This is a genomic window from Fulvivirga kasyanovii, from assembly GCF_009711405.1.
GTDB classification, from domain to species: Bacteria; Bacteroidota; Bacteroidia; order Cytophagales; family Cyclobacteriaceae; genus Fulvivirga; species Fulvivirga kasyanovii.
On record NZ_SMLW01000513.1, the window covers coordinates 1 to 15,222 of the forward strand.

Genomic DNA, 15,222 nt, shown 5'->3' on the forward strand with positions numbered 1-15,222 from the left:
ATAAATTTTTGCCCTTATCTGCCTCATGTTCTGGTGCTTTGAAGATCATGTAGTACGGAATTCTCAGGTAGTAGAAGAGTGACACTACCGTATTGGCCAAACCAAACACCATCAGGTAGAGCATCCACGGGTTGTCTTTGGTGGAGTAACTTTCCCAAAGGGAGGTGAAAACAAGAAGCTTGGCGGTAAAGCCACCGGTCGGAGGAAGGCCGGCCAGGGATATCATAATGATGACGATCATTATAGCCAGGGGAACAGAAACTTTTATCAGGCCACGGTATTGGTCTACGTCGGTGTATCCATAGCTGCGTTCAACATGGTGGACAAACATGAAAGCAGCAACATTCATAACCATGTATATGGCTGAGTAAAATAACAAACTTTGCATGGCCAGTTCGCTAAATGCCACCATGGTTACCAGCAGGAAGCCTGAGTGGGCAATGGAAGAGTAAGCCAGCATTCTTTTTACGTTCTTCTGCCAGAGCGCTGAGAAATTACCTATAGTGATCGTCAGGATAGCAATCACAGCCAGTATGGAAGACCAGCTCAGCGGACTGAGTCCAAAAAGATTGATGATGATCACCCACTTGACAAGCAGGGCAAAGCCGGCAAACTTGGGCACTACCGAGAAAAACGCCACAACCGGTGTAGGGGCAGAGGTATATACATCAGGTGCCCAGATGTGCATAGGCGCCGCTGAGATTTTGAATAGTATACCCCCGAGTACTAAAAAGCAGCCGATGGCCAACGGTATCGTGTCTACATTCATCATCATTTGCGCAAATTGCGGCTGATAGAAATGAAGTGATCCGGTAAACGCATAGAGCCACGACATACCGAAAAGCATAATGCCCGATGCTGCTGCGCCAAAAAGCAAATATTTCATACCGGCTTCAGTACTGTTTTTGTTGAAACTGAACGCAGTGAGCAGGTATGAGCTGATGGATATCAATTCGATGCTGATAAAAACCAGAAGCAGGTTACTGGCCATGGCAAGTAAATGAGCACCCAACACTACAGAAAGCACCAGTGAATAATATTCTCCCTGCCTGTCTGTAGCTTCACGGCCTCTGTATCCCATAGCCACAGCGAGAAAAGCTCCTGCTCCGATGAGAAATTTCCAGAACACGGCTACTTTGTCAAGCCCCAGCATGTTTTGAAACAAGTGCTGCGGGTTCTCTCCAAGTGTCCTCCACTGTCTGATATCAGTAAATAAAGTGACGGCCAATATAAGAAGGCATAGAAGCTGGAGCGAGGAGCTTTTGCGGATTTTTGGAAAAAGCCCGGCAATGAGTGTAAGAATGATACCAAGTGTAATGACAAACTCTGGCTGAAAGTATGACAGACTTGAAGTGATATCCCGCAGTTTATCGTTCAGTGTAGTCTCCATGAATTATTTCTCCAGCATTTGAAATCCGTGATTACCCATCACATCCACAAACAGCGTGACGGACTTATTGATCAGGTTTAGCAGTAGGTCGGGGAAGATTCCCAAAAGAAGAGCAAACACAAACAACGGCACCAGCATCACGTATTCTCTCATGTTCAGGTCGCTCAGCATATCTTCTTTAACCGGCCCTTTGGTGAAAAACTTGCCGAAGAACATGCGCTGTATGGCCCAGAGATAATAGGCCGCACTCAGGATCAGGCCGGTTGTGGCTATTATGGCCATCCATTTGGGAACCAACCCGTTAATTGAAGATGAACCAAAAGCTCCCAAAAGCACAAATATTTCGGCAATAAAACCTGAGAAACCAGGCAAGCCCATAGAGGCGAAGAAGAATATCACCACAAAAATGGTGTACTTAGGCATATGCGAGGCCAGCCCCGAATAATTTTCGATGATCCTGTTGTGTGTACGGTCATAGATTACCCCTGCGATCAGGAACAATGCCCCGGAAATAAAACCGTGGCTCACCATCTGGTAAATCGCTCCACTTACCCCTTCTGCTGTCAGGGAAGCCAGGCCCAGAAGTACAAACCCCATATGCGAAACCGATGAATAAGCAATCAAACGCTTAAGGTCCCTGCTGGCCAGGGCATTCATGGCGCCATAAATGATGGAGAGAACTCCGAAAAACGCAATCCACCAGGAATAATGTATGGCTCCGTCCGGGATGATCATAAATCCTGTCCTGATCAGGCCATAAGCACCTACCTTCAAAAGAATGCCTGCCAAAACTACAGAAATAGGAGTAGGGGCTTCCACGTGAGCGTCAGGTAGCCAGGTGTGCAGCGGCACTACCGGGACCTTAATAGCAAAGCCAATAAATATCAGCAAAAAGGCCAGTAACCTTGCCGGATGCCCGAATATCAGTCTCACGGCATGTATGTCCATCACTGATTTGGGAATATAGTTACCCGCATCAGTCATATAGACCATGTTAAAAGTATGTACCAGTTTATCTGCAGGCAATTGGTTGGTAAAAAGCAGTTGTTGTACCTGCTCTTCCATCTCCGGGGTCACCTGCTCTACGTTATTGGCTAAACCATATTCCACTGCCGTGGCCGCAGGGTCTATTACCGAAAGGTAGAGGGCGATCATGACAATGAGTATAAATATGGAACCGAGCAATGTATAGAGGAAGAACTTGATAGAGGCATAGTCCTTTCTCGGCCCTCCCCATAAGCCGATGAGAAAGTACATCGGCAGAAGCATGAACTCGAAGAATAAGTAGAAAAGCAGGAAGTCGAGTGCAACAAAACAACCGATAATAGCTGCATTCAGGATCAGGTAAAGACTAAAGTATCCTTTTACTTTTTCTTTGATATTCCATGATGAGATCACCCCAATAAAGAGTATCACTATCGATAGCAACACCATGCTGATGCTCAAGCCGTCTACACCGATAAAATAGTGTGCTGAAAGTTTGCCCAGTGTTGATAGCTCCAGGTTGATCCATGAAATGTTCTCAACATACTGAAAGCCACTGATGGAGTTTAAGCCTGCCAGGGAAGAATTATACCCCAGGTAAAGTACAACAGCCAAAAGGAGTTGGATACAGCCTACGCCTAGTGCTATATATTTTGAAGTATGCTTTACCGACTGAGGCAAGAGCGCTATAACGATAGCGGCCGTTAGCGGTAAGAAAACTAATATGGAGAGCAAATGGTTGTCTAACATCAGTTACCAGATTATCCAGAAGATCATTATTACTATGCCAAAAACGGCTATTAAAATATAACTTTGAACCCTTCCGCCCTGTAATGATTTCGTCATTACGCCAATCCTGCCCGCAAAGAAAACAGAAAAATTAACAAAACCGTCAACCACCATACGGTCGATCCAGCCTATGAGATGTGCAATGATGACGTTGATAACCGCAAAACCATCTATGGCTTTGTCTATCACACGTTTCTCAAAAGCAGAAAGCCCGTTGGCGATCCATAGGACAGGTTTTTCTATAATTAATTTATAAGCCTCATCGAGGTGCCAGTTATTATATGATAATGCCTGAAGTTTGTTGACAGTGTTTTTTCTTTGGAAGTAGCCTTTTGTGTAAGCACTTCCCGGTTTGTAAAGAAACCAGCCTGTCAAAGCCCCTATAACTATCATAGTCATAGATATTACAGTTACTTTGATGTGGTTAGCCAGAGTAAGCTCGATCAGGCGCGGTTGCCAGTCAATGTCAAAGCCCGGAGTTAGGATGGTTGGTGCTTTTAAGGCCCCCAAAAACCAGCTATGGCTATGGTCCAGCGGATTGATCGACCATATTAAGCCTAATGACATGATTCCCAAAACTGTCAAAACAGCCTTCATAACCAGGGGTACTTCTTTAACTTCCGTAAGACTGTGCCCCGGGTGCTGAGCTGCAATCCTGAACTCTCCGAAGAACACCAGAAGCAACTGGCGGAACATATATAAAGCAGTTAATATTACCGTAAGGAAGCCCAGGTCCGGGATCAGGTAGTAAATGGAAAAACCTCCGCCAGACATCACATCTGCCCAGGCATATGCTCCGGAAAGCAAAGCATCTTTGGACAGGAAGCCTGAAAAGAAAGGGATACCAATTAGCGCCAGTGCTGATACACCATACGCCATAAAGGTAAATGGTAGTTTTTTTCTCAGCCCACCCATGTTGCGCATGTCCTGGGCATCGAATTTTATCCCCGTGTCGTGTTCAAACTCATGAAGCGCGTAAATAACCGACCCGGCGGCCAGGAATAAACAGGCTTTGAAGAATGCGTGGGTAAACAAATGGAAAAGTGCGGCATCATATGCGCCAACGCCAATACCCATAAGCATATATCCGAGCTGGGATATAGTAGAGTAGGCCAGTACTTTTTTAATGTCGTGCTGAGTAAGAGCAGCTATAGCACCCATAAATGCCGTTATGGCCCCTATGGTCGCAACAAAAGTCAGGGCATCAATATCGAGCAGTACAAATACACGTGCCATAAGAAATACACCTGCAGCTACCATAGTAGCAGCATGTATAAGAGCCGATACAGGAGTAGGGCCTTCCATGGCATCCGGGAGCCATACTTGCAGAGGAAACTGGGCTGATTTACCCATGGCCCCAAGGAAAAGGCCTATTCCCGCCACTGTCAGCCAGTCTGCATTTAAGACATAGCCTAGTGTAGTAGTCCATTCCCCGCCCGCTAAAGTCGATTGTGACATCAATACTTTCAGGGCTTCTATGTCCAGGGTGTTGAACTGTACCCATAGAATCGCCAGCCCAATCAAAAAGCCGGCATCACCTACACGGTTGACTATAAAAGCTTTTTTTGCTGCTTTCGATGCGCTGTCTTTCTGGTACCAATGGCTGATCAGGAGATAGGATGATAAACCTACAAGCTCCCAGAAAACAAAAATGATCAGCAGGTTATCGGCCAGCACTATACCCAGCATGGAAAAGGTAAATAGCCCTAAGAAGGCGAAATATTTTTTGTATCCGGCATCATCTTTCATATAAGCCGTAGAGTAGACATGTACCAAAAAGGAGATCACATTGACCACTACCAGCATAAGCGCAGCATTGATGTCCAGCAGTATACCCGCAGTAATTTGTGGCATTGAGGCTATGGAAAACCAGTCAAAGCGTGTGTGGCTGGCAGGCTGAGCCCAAACGGAAAGCAAAAGATAGACAGATATACAGGCTGCAATAAGAATGAATGCCGAAGATACCCATGACATCAACCTCCTGGAGCTATCAGGAGCAGCAGCCATGAGAAGAAAACTAACAAACGGCAGTGCCAGTATGACGAGGCATAGGATTGTTGGAGTTGTCCAGGGTAAAGGCCGTAATAGTTCAGAGTATTCCAAAGGCTTATCCTTTTAACTGGTTTATCTCATCCAGGTTGGTGGTACTAAAATATTTATAGATCTTTAAGATGATTGCCAACCCCACGGCTGCTTCTGCTGCTGCAACCACTATTACAAACAAAGCAAAAAACTGCCCGCCCAGCTTAATGTTATCCAACTGGCTTATAGCTATAAAATTAATATTGGCAGCATTGAGTATCAACTCTACACCCATCAGCACTACAATAGCATTCTTTTTGGTAATGATCACCGCCATGCCAATGCAAAAGAGTATTGCGGATAATATGAAGTAATGTTCAATGGCCATCGGATCTTTCTTTATAGCCGGCTATAGTTGCAGCGCCTATTAAGGCAACAAGCAGCAACACAGCAGCAATTTCAAAAGGTAATATATAATCACTCATTAAACCAATACCCAATTGATTTATGTTGGTGAGGTTTTCAGTCGGTTTGTAATTGTTGTTATCGATCCAGGCCTGGCCTTGTAGTGCTGTGAAATTCATCTGAAAGATGGCGTAGATCAGTAATGCGGATAATGAGGTCATGACCACTGCCGCAGAAAACTTGTTGCGCGATTCCGTGATCATAGCTTTACCGGAGATTTTATTGGTAAGCATAACGCCAAAGATCAGAAGCACCACTATACCACCCACATATACCATGATTTGAGTAATGGCCACAAACTCAGCTCCGGCAATAACATAGATGCCGGCAACAGCCATAAATGTAGCTACCAGTGAAAATGCGGCGTAAAGAATGTTCTTCGAAAACAAGACGACAAGGGCGGAAAGCACTGCCACACCACAAAAAAAGTAGAACATAACTTCAACCATCACTATCCTCCCCCTTATCTTTCTTTTTTATGACAGGTTTCGGTTTCATGACCGGCTTGGGCCTGATCTTAGGCTTTGGTTTTGCGCTGGGCTCAGTATCAGTATCCGTATCAGCTTTTGGCTCAGAAGGGGTTTCCCCTGTTTTTTTGATTTTTGGTTTGAATACAGGTTTGGCACCACCCATCTTTGGTTTGGCGGCAGGCTTCTTCTCTGCGGTTTCTGTAGCAGCAGGGGCAGCCTGTTCTTTTGCCGCGGCCTTTTGCTTTTCAAATTCCTCCAGTTCCTTTCTTTTCTCCAGAATTTCCAGAGGAGTCATCGTGGCAAAAGAATAAGTATGGTCATCAACATCGTATTCGCTGAAATCATAAGTTTTAGTCATGGTCAGGCATTCGGTAGGACAAACCGTAGTGCAAAGGCCGCAAAAGCAACATTTGCCCATATCGATGTCAAACTTGGCCGCATAGATCCGTTTGGACGTGCCATCAGATGTCTTGCCAATTTCACCGACCGCTCTGATAGGGTCAATGTCAATGCAATCTACAGGACATATTTTAGCACACTTGTCGCATACTATACAATCATCAATTTCATTGTGCAGTCTGTACCTGCCATTGTCCGGGATCGGGAAGCTTTCATGAGGGTATTGAACGGTTACCAGGCCCTTGTCCTGTTTGAAGTAATCCGTATTGCACACAGGTACAGGCTTTTGCGAAGTTCTGGCCTGTAAAATGTGCTTAAAAGTGATTTGTAAACCTCCCCACAAGGTTTTTATCGTTTGGCCAATATTGCTCCAGTAGGAATGGTTCATGCTACAAATATTGGTCAGCGAATTAAGAAAATGCAAGAAAATTTAAGAAATGTTTAGAAGATCGGCTCTTTTTTTATGGTGAACTTAAATGTACTGCCTTCACCTTCCTTGCTTTCTACCCATATCTTTCCGCCCATACGCTCCACAAACTCTTTGCAGAGTTTAAGCCCTAGTCCGGTACCCTTTTCGTTGGCAGTACCCTTGGTAGTGTATAGCACAGTAGTATTGAACAGTTGAGACCTTTGCTCTTCGCTCATGCCTATGCCATTGTCTTTGATGCTTACGATAAGCGTATCATTGTCTTTGTCTTCGGCCGAGATTTCCACAAAGCCACCATCTCTGGTGAATTTTATAGAGTTGGCGACCAGGTTTCTGATAATCAGATCAAGCATGTTCCTGTCAGCCAGAACACTGGTATCTTTCTCCACATTATCAATAAACTGAATGTCTTTGTCGTTGATCTCTCTGAAAAAATTGAGGTTTTCTTCCACCAGCTCTTTCAGTTCCAGTGGCTCCTCCTGAATGGTAATCTCGTTCATTTGTACCAAAGCCCAATCCAGCAGATTGTCGAGAAGTTTGCGAGTATTGTCAAGCCTTACTTTTAGCGACTTTGTCAACTGGCGAAGTTCTTCCTGGTTGAGGTTGCCCTCATCAAGCATGTCCAGGATGCCCACGAGAGCATGGATGGGAGAGCGTACATCATGAGAAACGATTGAGAAAAACTTGTCTTTCATTTCCAGCAGGCCGGCAAGCTCGCGGCTTTGCTCTTCCATTTCTTTCTGGTGTATAACCAAAAGGTCATTGATCTTTTTACGGCGAACACTACTTCTGTATAATGTGATCAGCAATACAGCCGTAAAAGCAAGTATCACTACCAGAATATTCCTGAAAAACTCCTCATTCTTTAGCTGTACCTTTTGCTGCTCTTCTTTTTGGTTGAGTAGTGCAATCTCCATGTCCTTATTGGCCGTTTCATATTTGATCTGTATCTGGGCAAACTGTTCCTTTTGCTTTTCACTGAATACACTGTCCTCCATGGCCTTAAACATCTTGTAGTATTTCAGAGACAACTGATATTCACCTTTTTTCTCATAGAGGTTAGACATCTCCTCATAAGCCTTGATGATCAGCTCATTGTTGTTCATGCTTTTGGAGAGCGTCAGGGAAGTATTCAGAAGCTCCCCGGCTTTATCATATTCGCCCATCTTCATGCGCGCAACACCCAGCCCGAGCTGTGTTTCGGCAATACCACTCTTGTTGTTCAGTTCTTGGTACCTTTCCAGTGCGCGGTTATGGTAATCGAGCGATTTTTCAAACTCGCCCAGGTTTTCATAGGCCACGGCTATTTTATTCTGTATCTGGGGAATGAGTACTGTGGTTTCGAGTTTAATACTCAGTTCCAGTGCCTTTTGCAGTTCTGTTAGTGCCTTCTCATATTGTCCTTCCATGATCAGTATTTCACCAATGTCATGGCCTGAATATGCCAGTCCCTCGTGGTCGTCAATTACACTACTCAGTTTCATGGAGTTTTCAATGTACTCTCTGGCCTTTTCCAGTTGGCCCATGGATTTTAGTACCCTCCCTATATTATAAGTGGCGATGGCAACATAGAGCTTGTTATTAATTTCCTGTGCCTTTTTTAAACTCTGCTGATAATAGTCATAGGCATCGCTGAATAAGTCCAGGTCGTAATAATCTTCTCCTATACTGTTTAATGCCAGCGTTACCCCCGCGCCATAATCCATTTGCTTGTATAGGCGAAGGGCTTCAAGGTCATACTTGAGGGCTTCCTTGTAGTTGCTTTGCACTGTGTGGTAACCTGCCAGCATTTCATCCGCAAAGGCAAGGTACAATGAGTCCTGGAGTTGGATGGCAAGGTTGCGGGCTTGGGAGGCCAAATGAATCGCCGTATCTACATTGTCATAATTATATTCATTGACCAGATAAAATAATATTTCAAGCTTTAATGAATCTGACTGGGTATCATTAAAGACACGGGTTAAACTGTCAATTTTTACCTGATCCTGCGCTTTTGACAGCGTTGAGCAGACAAAAAGAATAAAAAATATGTATAAGTACTTTCTCAAAATATTGCTTAATATACATTAAATCATGAACAATCTCCATACCCCTGATAATAATAGCAGCACCAGTGCGGCGGGGGTCAGATATTTCCATCCGAGACTCATTAACTGGTCTATTCGTACCCTTGGATACGTCCATCTTACCCACATCTGGAGCAGTACCATTAACATGGCTTTACTGATGAGCCAGAAACCGCTGCAAAAATGACCAAACCAGGTACCGGGAACGCCACTGGTCCATTCGGCCAGTTTAACAGGACCCAGATTAGGTAGGGGAGTGTTCCAACTGCCAAAAAACAGCACAACGCCGAGTAGGGAAACCAAAAGCATCATGCCATACTCTGCAAGCATGATCACTGACCACCTGAACCCAGAATACTCGGTTTGAAAACCAGCAACTATCTCAGACTCTGCCTCGGGTAAATCGAAGGGGGCCCGGTTGCATTCCGCCAGGGAAGTGATGAAAAAGATCAGCCATGCAAAAAATAACAGAGGCATTCTCACAACATTCCAGCTCAAAAAGCCACCGACATTTGTTATATCAATGCCCAAAGCTTTAATGCCAAAGAGGTAATTGGTTTCTTCACTCCAGATGCCTTGTTGCATCGATATGTCCTGAAGGTCAAGGGTTTGGCTTATGATCACTACGCATAACACGCTGAGTGTTAAAGGTACCTCATAGGATATAATTTGTGCCGCCGAACGCATGGCTCCCAGCAATGAGTACTTGTTGTTGGAACTCCAGCCGGCCATAATGATGCCTATCACATCAAGGGAAACAATGGCCAGCAGATAAAACACTCCGGTCTGTATCGGGGCGCCCTCCCATACGGAGGTTACAGGTAATACCGCAAAGCCTGCAAATACAAACACGAATATTAAGACCGGGGCAAGAAGAAATAGAATGCGGTCAGCACTTTTAGGTACAATGTCCTCTTTTTGTACAAGCTTGAGAAGGTCGGCTACGGTTTGCAGAAGGCCGTAATAGCCTACTTCCATTGGCCCGTACCGGTCTTGTATAAAGGCTGATAGTTTTCGTTCTGCATAGATGGCAAAAACGGCATAGACAAGTAAAAAAGGAAGAAAGAATAAAATTGTTGACATCTGTATAATTTAATTTATCAGCCCCTGCGGCAAAATAAACCAATACCGTTCAGATTACGCAATGTATCGCTTGTCAATATATTAATAATTCGGATATAAAACAGCAATAAGTATTAATCCCATAGCGGATACTTTTCCAAATGCACCAGTTCACGGAAGAATATTTTGGTTGAGGCTTCAAAAGACTGGGTAAAATCAGATACCAGAAATTCATCCTTAACCTCTTGTCCCTCAGGAGCCAGCAGGTTGCTTTCTGTCAGGTAGTTTTTAAGGTACTTCGCTGTAATCTCGGAAGAGTCCAGTATCCTGACCTTTCCGTTGAAAAAGTCATTGATCTGCTTTTTTATCAAAGGGTAATGGGTACAGCCGAGTATTAAGGCCTCGATATCTTTAAACTGGCTGATGTCTAAATATTTTTCAATGATCTCGTAGCTGATCTTGTTGTTAAAAAAGCCCTCTTCGATCATAGGTACCAGCAAAGGAGTGGCCACGGAAACCAGTTGAATGTTCTGTTTGAGTTGTTTTACTTTTTTAGCATATACATTGGACTGTACAGTGCGCTTGGTACCTATCAGGCCAATTTTTTGTCCGATAAAATGCTCCTTAATATAGGAGACCATAGGATCGATTACATTGATGACCTTGGCCCGTTTACCGGTATATTCCTTGAGTAGTTCATAGGCCGCAGAGCTTGCAGAGTTGCAGGCAATTACGATCACCTTACACCCCTTTTTAAGGAGAACATCTGCAATTTTCACCGAGTAAGCCTGTACTGCCGCTTCAGATTTGTCACCGTACGGTAAATGCGCCGTATCGCCAAAGTATATCATAGACTCATGAGGAAGTACATTCCTGATGGCGTGCGCTACTGTTAAACCTCCGATTCCGCTGTCAAATATCCCGATGGGGCTGCCTGTGCTAAAATTCATGCTAAAAAATTAAAGCGCAAAAGTATTGAAATATAACCGGTCGGTCGGTTGTCCCATAATTTTTTTTGACTAAAAATATCCTCAGCGGGTTAACTGCAGTAGCACAGCCTTGTACTTCATTTGAGCATAAAGAAAACCCCGGATTTGCTTTGGCCTGCAGGTGTCACTCCATTTAGGTAAATAATTTTGTATTATTGCACTTCCAAAGAAAGAAAAAACTAACATACTATGAGTAATAACATACTTAAAGGAAAGAAAGGCATAATATTCGGTGCCCTGGATGAGAATTCTATTGCATGGAAAACGGCGATCAAGGCACGCGATGAAGGTGCTGAATTCGTACTGACTAACGCTCCTATAGCACTGAGAATGGGAGGTATAAATAAATTGGCTGAGGAATGTAATGCTGAGGTTATTCCTGCAGATGCAACTTCAATTGAAGATCTGACCAACCTTTTTGAAAAATCTATGGAGGTGCTCGGAGGTAAACTTGACTTCGTATTGCACTCGATAGGCATGAGCCCCAACGTAAGAAAAGGCAAAGAATATGGTGATCTTAATTACGATTGGTTTTTAAAGACACTGGATATCTCAGGTATTTCTTTCCATAAAGTATTGCAAACGGCAGAGAAAACCGATGCCATGAATGATTGGGGTTCTATTCTGGCACTGAGCTACATAGCAGCTCAACGTACTTTCCCTGATTACTCAGATATGGCTCAGGCCAAGGCTGTACTCGAGTCTATCGCCAGAAGCTATGGATACAGGTTTGCCAAACTGAAAAACGTAAGGGTCAACACCATTTCCCAGTCGCCTACCATGACTACTGCCGGCAGTGGTGTTACAGGTTTTGATGTATTCTTTGACTATGCGCACAAAATGTCCCCACTTGGCAATGCCAGCTCGGAAGATTGCGCCAACTATATTATTATGATGTTCTCTGATTACACCAGAATGGTGACCATGCAGAACCTGATGCATGACGGAGGCTTCTCCAACTCGGGAATTACAGAAGATATTGTTGCTGAACTTAGCAAGTAAGATCTTCTAACTCAATATATGAAAATCTCATCGGGGGCTGTCTGGCTTTTCTGATGAGATTTTTCTGTTAAAAATTCTTTCAGGATCAGCTATTTTAATTAAAAATCATCTCATTACTATTCCTGTGGCTTTATGGTAGTTTTTCCTAATACTAAGATCAACCTGGGTTTGAATATCCTCTCCAGAAGGGATGATGGCTACCACAATATTTCGTCAGCTTTTTACCCGCTCCCTTTTGAAGAAATACTGGAGATACTCCCGGCAGAAGAGTTCCGGTTCGAAACGTCAGGGTTAAGCATTCCGGGAAAAGCGGATAGTAATCTGATCGTGAAGGCCTGCAAGCTGCTTCGGGAGCAGTATGACCTGCCTCCGGTACACATCCATTTGCATAAAGTTATTCCTATGGGAGCCGGTCTTGGAGGTGGTTCTGCAGATGCAGCATTCACCATCAAAGCGCTGAACAGCATATTTGAACTCGCCCTGAGTGATGAGGATATGGAAAAACTGGCCGGTCAGTTAGGGAGCGATTGTCCTTTCTTTATAAAAAACAAGGCAGTGCTGGCAGAAGGTACAGGCACCGATTTTTCACCGATAGCGCTGGATTTAAGTGGAAAATACTTGGTTTTGGTATGCCCGGAGGTACATGTGGGCACGGCAGAAGCCTATAGCAAAGTAAAGCCGGGCCTACCCGACAAGAGCATAAAGGAGATCATAGAAAAAATGCCTGTTGCCGAATGGCGACACTATCTTAAAAATGATTTTGAAGCTTCTGTATTTCCCATTTATCCTGAAATTGAGGCCGTTAAAAACACGCTTTATGATTCGGGGGCTATTTACGCCAGCATGAGCGGTTCAGGGTCCAGTGTTTATGGCATTTTTGACTCAGAGCCTGCAAGCATGCCAATGAAAGCCACGTGGCAGGGCATTCTACCTTAAGTCCGCTAATCTACTTGCTGGAAGATAAACGCTCCTCTGTAGTGGCCTGCTCTCTAAAATACTGCTTATACATTTTAAAGAAATTGATCATGACCTGGTTTGAGAATTTCGAAGGAGCGTTGGTGAGTACGCAAACACCAATATTTTTATTGCGGTCAAGGGCTATGCCGCTTTTGTACCCATTGGCATAACCTCCGTGGTATATCAGGGTATCGTTAGGGTACTCCATAATTCTCCAGCCAAGTCCATAGTATCCGTTTCGGGGCTGTTCAAACTGGCTAAAATAAGGGTTCTTGATCCGGATGGGTATTATCGGGTTAAAAACAGTATCCAGTACGGATGATGGTATTACGAGACTCTTATTTCCCAGAACCGCTGCAAGCCACTTGGCGAGGTCCTCAATATTGGTATTTAACCCGCCTGCTGAAGCTACATTATAATAACTTGGCCTTACAGTAGTAGGTACAAACCGGCCGTACCTGTAACCATGAGGCATGGCGATGTTATCATTACCGACCATAGAGTCGTAGGAGAGGGAAGAGTACCTCATTTCTAAAGGGTCGAAGATATGCTCGTGCATGAGGCGGGAGAAGGATTTGCCCGAGGAAGACTCTAAAACCACTTCTATGATGCTATAGGCGACATTTTGGTAGCTGTGGATTTCGCCGGGGAGGCGGGAAAGCGGTATTTTGAGTAGTCTGCTGATCATAGTGTCGCGGGGAAGCTCGTCCTCCACAAGGGTGGAATAGGCCTGGTAAGGAAAACCTGCAGTGTGGGAAAGGATATGTCGGATGGTAATGTCATTGGCACTTCCTGATAACGGGTACTTGAGGTAGTTTGCGATAGGATCATCCAGATTAATGAGCGTGTCCTGCGCCATAAGGGCAGCGAGTATAGATGAAAAACCCTTTGAGACAGATGCTATCCGGAACAGGGTTTTGGTATTAACCGAGTCAGTGCCATCGGCAGCTTTAAGGCCGAATGCTTTCTGGTAGATAACAGCCCCTTCCTTAACTATGGCTACAGACGCTCCGGGAGTATTCGTTTGCTCAAATTGCTCAGCAATATATTGATCAAAATCTTTCAGGAACTGCTTGTCCGTTTTACTGACGGTATAGGGGGTTGTTCTGGCAAGATCCGGCTTTCCAAATGGCTTTTTAAAGAAAGGGCTGTTGCCTGATAATGAAAAAAACAACAGGAAACCTATGCCGCAGATGGTTAACAGTATAAATATGTATCTCTTCTTCAAAAAATTGCCTGTTTAAACTTCAAAACTATTATTTTCCATAGAAACGTCCATGGAAAATAATAATTATTGGCAGGCAGGTAATTTTGAAGCTGTCGGTAAGATCAGCTAAACAGATCGGAGCTGAGATACCTGTCTCCACGGTCGCATACGATAAAGACAATGGTACCGCTTTTTATTTCCTGCGCCAGTTGTAATGCAGCGCTCAAAGCCCCGCCACTGCTCATGCCTGCCAGTATACTTTCTTCGTTTGCAAGCCGTTTAGTCATTTCCCTGGCCTGGGTTTCACTAACGTCTATAACACGGTCTACCCGGCTGGGTTCAAAAATTTTCGGCAAAAATTCGGGAGACCACCTTCTGATACCCGGGATACTCGATCCGTCAGTAGGTTGCGTGCCAACAATCTGAACATCAGAATTTTGCTCTTTAAGGTACCTGGACACACCCATTATGGTACCTGTAGTGCCCATGGCAGATACAAAATGGGTTATTTTTCCATCAGTGTCGCGCCATATTTCAGGACCCGTAGTAGCATAGTGCATTCCATAATTGTCTTGATTGGCAAACTGGTTAAGAATAAAATAGCCTTCCTCGGCAGCCATTTTTTCGGCCAGCTCTCTTGAGTATTCAATGGTTTTTGCTGCCGGAGTAAGTATTACTTCTGCGCCGTACGCCCTCATAGCCTGAACTCTTTCCTGAGTAGAGTTGTCCGGCATGATCAGGGTCATGTGCAGTCCCATGGAGTTGGCTATCATGGCCAGGGCAATACCGGTGTTTCCGCTTGTGGCTTCTACCAGTTTGTCTCCTTTGGAAATATCTCCTCTTTTAAGTGCATTGCTGATCATACCATAGGCAGCCCTGTCCTTAACGCTGCCGCCAGGGTTCTGGCCTTCAAGTTTGCCATAGATAGTTACGCCTTCGGGCACGGGTATCCTGCTGATTTTCACCAGAGGCGTATTGCCAATTAAATCAAAA

At 44.5% G+C, this 15,222-nt stretch carries 13 protein-coding genes; 2 read left to right on the forward strand and 11 right to left on the reverse strand.

Annotated elements, in window-relative coordinates; translation table 11 throughout:
- From E1163_RS10750 to murI, 9 genes are all read right to left on the reverse strand, one after another.
- On the reverse strand, positions 1 to 1,390 hold a 1,390-nt coding region (locus E1163_RS10750), incomplete at its 3' end, for an NADH-quinone oxidoreductase subunit N (protein ID WP_155171511.1).
- Positions 1,391 to 1,393: 3 nt separating this feature from the next.
- On the reverse strand, positions 1,394 to 3,124 hold the full coding sequence (locus E1163_RS10755; protein ID WP_155171513.1) for a complex I subunit 4 family protein: 1,731 nt from the start codon (positions 3,122 to 3,124) through the stop codon (positions 1,394 to 1,396).
- 3 nt (positions 3,125 to 3,127) lie between these two features.
- Positions 3,128 to 5,266: an NADH-quinone oxidoreductase subunit L gene (nuoL, locus tag E1163_RS10760; RefSeq protein ID WP_221417981.1), complete on the reverse strand. Its 2,139-nt coding sequence runs from the start codon at positions 5,264 to 5,266 to the stop codon at positions 3,128 to 3,130.
- A 4-nt stretch (positions 5,267 to 5,270) separates the two neighbouring features.
- Positions 5,271 to 5,573 carry an NADH-quinone oxidoreductase subunit NuoK gene (gene nuoK / locus E1163_RS10765; RefSeq protein ID WP_155171515.1) on the reverse strand — a complete coding sequence of 101 codons (303 nt, stop codon included), beginning with the start codon at positions 5,571 to 5,573 and terminating at the stop codon, positions 5,271 to 5,273.
- Entirely contained in the window at positions 5,563 to 6,087 is a 525-nt protein-coding gene (locus E1163_RS10770) for an NADH-quinone oxidoreductase subunit J family protein (protein ID WP_221417982.1), read from the reverse strand. Before E1163_RS10770 ends, nuoK begins: the two co-directional genes overlap by 11 nt.
- 4 nt (positions 6,088 to 6,091) lie before the next feature.
- Positions 6,092 to 6,907 carry a 4Fe-4S dicluster domain-containing protein gene (locus E1163_RS10775; RefSeq protein WP_155171517.1) on the reverse strand — a complete coding sequence of 272 codons (816 nt, stop codon included), beginning with the start codon at positions 6,905 to 6,907 and terminating at the stop codon, positions 6,092 to 6,094.
- A 53-nt stretch (positions 6,908 to 6,960) separates the two neighbouring features.
- A complete protein-coding gene (locus tag E1163_RS10780; protein WP_155171519.1) occupies positions 6,961 to 8,994 on the reverse strand; it encodes a tetratricopeptide repeat-containing sensor histidine kinase in 2,034 nt (677 codons plus the stop codon).
- An 18-nt stretch (positions 8,995 to 9,012) separates the two neighbouring features.
- Positions 9,013 to 10,095, reverse strand: coding sequence for a complex I subunit 1/NuoH family protein (locus E1163_RS10785; protein WP_155171521.1), 1,083 nt, complete (start codon positions 10,093 to 10,095; stop codon positions 9,013 to 9,015).
- 113 nt (positions 10,096 to 10,208) lie between these two features.
- The gene (gene murI / locus E1163_RS10790; protein ID WP_155171523.1) at positions 10,209 to 11,024 is read right to left on the reverse strand and encodes a glutamate racemase; all 816 of its coding nucleotides are present in this window, start codon (positions 11,022 to 11,024) and stop codon (positions 10,209 to 10,211) included.
- A gap of 228 nt (positions 11,025 to 11,252) precedes the next feature.
- On the opposite strand from murI, the gene E1163_RS10795 reads away from it, so the two are divergent.
- Positions 11,253 to 12,065, forward strand: a complete 813-nt coding sequence (locus tag E1163_RS10795) for an enoyl-ACP reductase FabI (RefSeq protein WP_155171525.1) — start codon at positions 11,253 to 11,255, stop codon at positions 12,063 to 12,065.
- A 132-nt stretch (positions 12,066 to 12,197) separates the two neighbouring features.
- Complete coding sequence (ispE, locus tag E1163_RS10800) at positions 12,198 to 13,001, forward strand: 4-(cytidine 5'-diphospho)-2-C-methyl-D-erythritol kinase (RefSeq protein ID WP_155171527.1); 804 nt, start codon at positions 12,198 to 12,200, stop codon at positions 12,999 to 13,001.
- A 10-nt stretch (positions 13,002 to 13,011) separates the two neighbouring features.
- On the opposite strand, the gene E1163_RS10805 is transcribed toward ispE, so the two are convergent.
- A complete protein-coding gene (locus tag E1163_RS10805) occupies positions 13,012 to 14,250 on the reverse strand; it encodes a serine hydrolase domain-containing protein (protein WP_155171529.1) in 1,239 nt (412 codons plus the stop codon).
- Between the two features lie 101 nt (positions 14,251 to 14,351).
- Positions 14,352 to 15,222 (reverse strand): cysteine synthase CysM (gene cysM / locus E1163_RS10810; RefSeq protein ID WP_155171531.1); only part of this gene is annotated, 871 nt, incomplete at its 5' end.

Bases quoted from the DNA above. Each gene is read 5' to 3' on its own strand.
- ispE (WP_155171527.1), top strand. From the start codon at position 12,198: ATGGTAGTTTTTCCTAATACTAAGATCAACCTGGGTTTGAATATCCTC.
- nuoK (WP_155171515.1), bottom strand. From the start codon at position 5,573: ATGGCCATTGAACATTACTTCATATTATCCGCAATACTCTTTTGCATT.
- E1163_RS10770 (WP_221417982.1), bottom strand. From the start codon at position 6,087: ATGTTCTACTTTTTTTGTGGTGTGGCAGTGCTTTCCGCCCTTGTCGTC.
- E1163_RS10755 (WP_155171513.1), bottom strand. From the start codon at position 3,124: ATGTTAGACAACCATTTGCTCTCCATATTAGTTTTCTTACCGCTAACG.
- murI (WP_155171523.1), bottom strand. From the start codon at position 11,024: ATGAATTTTAGCACAGGCAGCCCCATCGGGATATTTGACAGCGGAATC.
- E1163_RS10785 (WP_155171521.1), bottom strand. From the start codon at position 10,095: ATGTCAACAATTTTATTCTTTCTTCCTTTTTTACTTGTCTATGCCGTT.
- E1163_RS10795 (WP_155171525.1), top strand. From the start codon at position 11,253: ATGAGTAATAACATACTTAAAGGAAAGAAAGGCATAATATTCGGTGCC.
- E1163_RS10775 (WP_155171517.1), bottom strand. From the start codon at position 6,907: ATGAACCATTCCTACTGGAGCAATATTGGCCAAACGATAAAAACCTTG.